The organism is uncultured Legionella sp., from assembly GCF_937871865.1.
Lineage (GTDB): Bacteria > Pseudomonadota > Gammaproteobacteria > Legionellales > Legionellaceae > Legionella.
On record NZ_CALMPD010000105.1, the window covers coordinates 1 to 5,205 of the forward strand.

The window sequence follows — 5,205 nt, forward strand, 5'->3', positions numbered from 1 at the left end:
TTGAAAAATGGTTTCCCGCCTGCGCGGACTGACATAAAAAGTTCATAATGAATTAATAAACAACAAAACAGGGTATATAATAAAATGACCGTATCACTCAGCTCCTACGCTGGCATACCGTTTTTTTGTTATGTACAGAGCAATTTTTAAAAGACTTCATGAAAAGTTCCTAAATTTAAGCTATTATTATTGTTTTGATTTTGGGAGTCTTTTTATGAAAGTAGGCCATGACAGTCTATCAACAAAACGCGAGTTACAAGTTGATGGAAAAACCTATCATTATTACAGTTTGAAAGAAGCAGAAAAAAACAATTTCAAAGGAATTAGTCGCCTACCCTATTCGCTTAAAGTTCTCTTTGAAAACTTATTGCGTTTTGAAGACAACAACACAGTTACAACCAAAGACATTAAAGCGATAGCTGAATGGTTAAATACTCAAACATCTCAGCATGAAATAGCATTCCGACCAGCCCGAGTATTGATGCAAGATTTTACAGGGGTGCCTGCTGTAGTTGATTTGGCTGCCATGCGTACCGCCATTGTAAAGATGGGCGGCAATCCCGATAAAATATCTCCATTATCTCCTGTTGATTTAGTAATAGATCACTCAGTGATGGTTGATAAATTCGGGACAAAAGACTCTCTCGAAATCAATACCGAAATAGAAATGGAGCGAAATAACGAGCGCTATGAATTTCTGCGATGGGGACAAAAAGCATTTTCAAACTTTCAGGTAGTTCCACCTGGAACAGGAATTTGTCATCAGGTTAATCTTGAATATTTAGGAAAAACCGTTTGGAGCAGCGAGAGTGATGGCCACTTATATGCTTATCCAGACACGTTGGTAGGCACAGACTCTCATACAACCATGATTAATGGATTAGGAGTTCTGGGATGGGGTGTTGGCGGTATTGAAGCAGAAGCAGCAATGCTCGGTCAACCTGTATCCATGCTGATTCCCGAAGTGATTGGTTTTAGATTGTCTGGCAAACTAAAAGAAGGGATTACGGCAACTGACCTGGTTCTTACCGTCACTCAAATGCTTAGAAAAAAAGGCGTGGTTGGCAAGTTCGTTGAATTCTATGGTCCTGGTTTGAATGATTTACCATTAGCTGATAGAGCAACTATATCGAATATGGCCCCAGAATACGGTGCAACCTGCGGCTTCTTCCCTGTTGATAAAGAAACCATTCGCTACCTTGAGCTGACAGGCCGTGATTCACATACTATTGCTTTAGTTGAAGCTTATGCCAAAGCGCAGGGCATGTGGTATGACAAAGACAGTGAAGATCCTATATTTACTGATTCACTGCATTTGGATTTGGATACTGTAGAGCCATCACTTGCAGGTCCGAAAAGACCACAGGACAAAGTGAATCTGAGCACTCTTCCTGTTGAATTCGATAAGTTTTTAACAGAAACAGGCAAAGAAGCTGAAAAAAATACAGAGTTTACCGTCAAAGATAAAGACTTCTCAATGAAACACGGGAATGTCGTTATTGCCGCAATTACCAGCTGTACGAACACATCCAACCCAAGTGTTTTGATGGCGGCAGGTTTAGTCGCTAAAAAAGCAATTGAAAAAGGATTACAACGCAAGCCATGGGTGAAGTCTTCTTTAGCTCCTGGATCAAAAGTGGTTACAGATTATTTGAAACAAGCCGGTTTGCAAACCTATCTGGATCAATTAGGATTCAACCTTGTGGGTTATGGCTGTACAACCTGTATCGGTAACTCTGGCCCTCTGCCTGATGCAATTGCACACAGTATTACAGAAAATGATCTGGTGGTCTCTTCTGTTCTGTCAGGTAACCGAAATTTCGAAGGCCGCGTTCACCCACAAGTCAGAGCAAACTGGCTTGCATCACCTCCTTTAGTGGTTGCCTACGCATTGAGCGGTACTACATGTTCTGATTTAAGCAAAGACGCACTAGGCAAAGACAGCAATGGAAATGATGTGTTTCTTAAAGACATCTGGCCAACCAATGAAGAAGTGGCAGCTGAAGTCGCTAAAGTAACTGGAGGCATGTTCCGCAAAGAATATGCTGAAGTATTCCTGGGCGATGCTCATTGGCAAGCAATTAAAACAAGTACAGGAAAAACATACGAGTGGAATCCTGATTCTACGTACATACAACACCCACCCTTCTTCGAAAACCTGAAGGAAAAACCAGATCCAATCAAGCCAATTAACAAGGCGTTTATTCTGGCATTATTCGGTGATTCAATTACCACAGACCATATTTCCCCAGCTGGTTCCATCAAGGCGAGTTCTCCTGCTGGCTTGTATTTAAAATCCAAAGGAGTGAGTGAAAAAGACTTTAACTCTTATGGTTCACGTCGTGGTAATCATGAAGTAATGATGCGTGGTACTTTTGCCAATATCCGTATCCGGAACGAAATGACTCCTGGGCAGGAAGGTGGAATTACTCAATATATTCCTACTAGCGATACCATGCCTATTTATGATGCATCAATGCTGTATCAAGCAGAACATCACGATCTGGTTGTCATTGCAGGTAAAGAATATGGCACAGGGTCATCAAGAGACTGGGCAGCTAAAGGAACGAATCTGTTAGGTGTGAAAGCCGTCATTACTGAAAGCTTTGAGCGTATCCACCGTTCGAATTTGATTGGCATGGGAGTATTACCTTTACAATTCGCTGAAGGAATGTCTCGTCTTACTCTAGGTCTTGAAGGTAATGAGCGAATCAGCATAGAAATATCAGACTCACTGACTCCTGGTGCATTGGTACCTGTAATTATTGAGCGTGATGATGGACAGGTTGACCATATCAAAGCCCTATGCCGAATCGATACTGCTGATGAACTGGAATATTATAAGAATGGTGGTATTTTGCAGTATGTATTAAGAAATCTCAGTGCTTAAGAGAAAATCAAAAGTAGCCCGGATGTAGCCCTGCAAAATCCGGGAAGCTCATGCGCAGAATGGTGTATTTTTAATCAGAACCTGCCTTGTAGGAGTGAAATGTCGACAACCTCGAAGATTGAGCTTTTTTTATCAAGGGATGAACTGATAACAGTTCATCCCTTTTTTATTTGGTCGTAAAATGTGTCGTAGCCTGGTAGATTCGTCGCCTCATTCAACAGCACAAATAAACCATTGAAATGTATTAATAGATCTGAACACATTGATGGAATACTGTGTTAATACGGAGTAAGCGTGGTATTTACAAAATATGGAGGGAAACCAACAGTCGCAGACTTTGAACCCTGAGTTCAGGTGGGGAACAAACGTGGCAGTTCAGGCTTTCCACTATAAAAGTGATATAGCACAACGCTACCAGCAGAACGCTCCCCATATATAAGCTTATCGGTTCAAATATCGTTGACCGTTGGGTTAATCTTATTATAGCACTTGAAACAAAAAGTGTTTAATTTTTTTGAATGAAATTCACTTACTTTCATTTTCACTTGTAACACCCTACCTCATCCCGAGTGTAAACAAGGGATCTTCCTGCTGCGACACAATTTTTAAAATTGTGATTGATACAAATTTCGAAGCTCCCTCACTTATGCCAGGGATGACATGAAGCATTACTTTTTGCCTTAATAATTGACCTCCTTGATCATTTGAAATACAATAAGGAACGAATAAATTAATAGATAACGAAAGATGTACAGTAGTCCTTCCCTTGAGAAATACTGCAAATAATAATGAGAGGGAGATCATGCTTAATTTTTCTTCTGCACAAAAATTGATATGAAACAAATATTAGAGGATTTAACTATAAACTCAGTGTAATAAGCTTAATTGAACCAGACAATCTTATTGTTTATATCAAGATTCTGAGTTAATCGTTCTAAAAATAATTCTGTTAAGACACCCCAAATTAAATCAAGAGGAACATCATAAAATGTTAGTTAATCATATTATTGATATACGTAACCAATTAAAATTAAGGAATGTTGATGTAGATCAACAATGGGCAATTACGTACGAAAGCATCATAAACAAGCTATACCAAATATATTTTAACCCTGGATATAACCATTTTTGGACCCTGGAAAATCCACAGGATATAGAAAATCAGCGTATCCACAACCAACACAATGGTCAATGCATAAGCATTGGCGACATTGCTAACGCATTATTAACTGCTTGCAGTAACACCGATTATGAAACAACTACAGATGAACAGTTTTTACGTGAATTTGAACATTTTTTCCTGTCCAAGCTTCAAGTAGAGCCCCCAATGCCACAGACCTATTCTCCGTTCTAAAAAAAATCTTATAGCCCCTCAGAAAAAGTACGTCATCCAGAGCATAGCGAAGGATCCTCCTAAATTCCGGGAAATCGTTCATCGCTAGCTCCTCAGGATGACGGAAAGAACTCTAAATCGAATGTTGGGGGCTTGAAATATTGGGTTCTCATCCTTTTCAAGGTGCAGTAGATAAGCCGGGATAGTCGGTACATTCACATTCACTTTCACTTACCTGTTCATCGTTTACGATACTTATGGTGTCTGCAGCTTTACGGTCGAAGAACGTTAGGGAGGATTTAGACATATCAAGAACTTTTCCCATTGATAAATCTTTTTCGTTTGCGCTGTATGAATCAACTGTAGGTGTTGAGACTGTTTTTAAAGTAGGCGAAAAATATTCATCAAGCATGCTTGAAATAGGATGATGCAATAGTTTTAAACATTCTTTAACTTTAGTTCGATACTCCACAACGCGTGCAGGGTTATCAGGTTTCTTGCTGTATAAAGACATCGAAATTCTGCTGTGACTGGTTTTTAACTTGATAAATTCCTGTTCTATTCGGTTAATTTCTTCATTTATAATTTCTAAATGTTCTTCAGATGTTTTATCGCCGGAACTTTGTACTAATGTATAGATACAAAGCCATTTAGCCAGCTCATCACCAATTACCTTGGACTTCTTTTCAGTTTCTAAATAATTATTATAAAGAGGCTCTAAAATATTTTTTGCATCATTATCAATTAAAGCGAAATAAGATCGAGAATAACGTGGGATAATTGATTCGGCTCCTCTCGGGGCTTTTTGCCAAGTATCAAGACCCTGATAAAATCGAGTGGCTGCAGTTTTGCTTACGACGGCCCCCACATATGCTCCAATATATGTTCCGATAAACGGAATCACCGCCCCTCCTACAACACCTCCAATAGTGCCACCCGCAACGCTAGCAACAGCTCTACTAATCGTTTGATCCGTGTGTAA

3 protein-coding genes are annotated in these 5,205 nt (G+C 39.5%); 2 read left to right on the top strand and 1 reads right to left on the bottom strand.

What is annotated here, in order from left to right:
• Window positions 1–214 precede the first annotated feature (214 nt).
• The gene (gene acnA / locus Q0495_RS05825) at window positions 215–2,890 is read left to right on the top strand and encodes an aconitate hydratase AcnA (protein WP_298624046.1); all 2,676 of its coding nucleotides are present in this window, start codon (window positions 215–217) and stop codon (window positions 2,888–2,890) included.
• Window positions 2,891–3,878: 988 nt separating this feature from the next.
• Window positions 3,879–4,244 carry a hypothetical protein gene (locus Q0495_RS05830; RefSeq protein ID WP_298624047.1) on the top strand — a complete coding sequence of 122 codons (366 nt, stop codon included), beginning with the start codon at window positions 3,879–3,881 and terminating at the stop codon, window positions 4,242–4,244.
• A gap of 157 nt (window positions 4,245–4,401) precedes the next feature.
• Here Q0495_RS05830 and Q0495_RS05835 read toward each other — a convergent pair.
• On the bottom strand, window positions 4,402–5,205 hold an 804-nt coding region (locus tag Q0495_RS05835), incomplete at its 5' end, for a hypothetical protein (protein ID WP_298624049.1).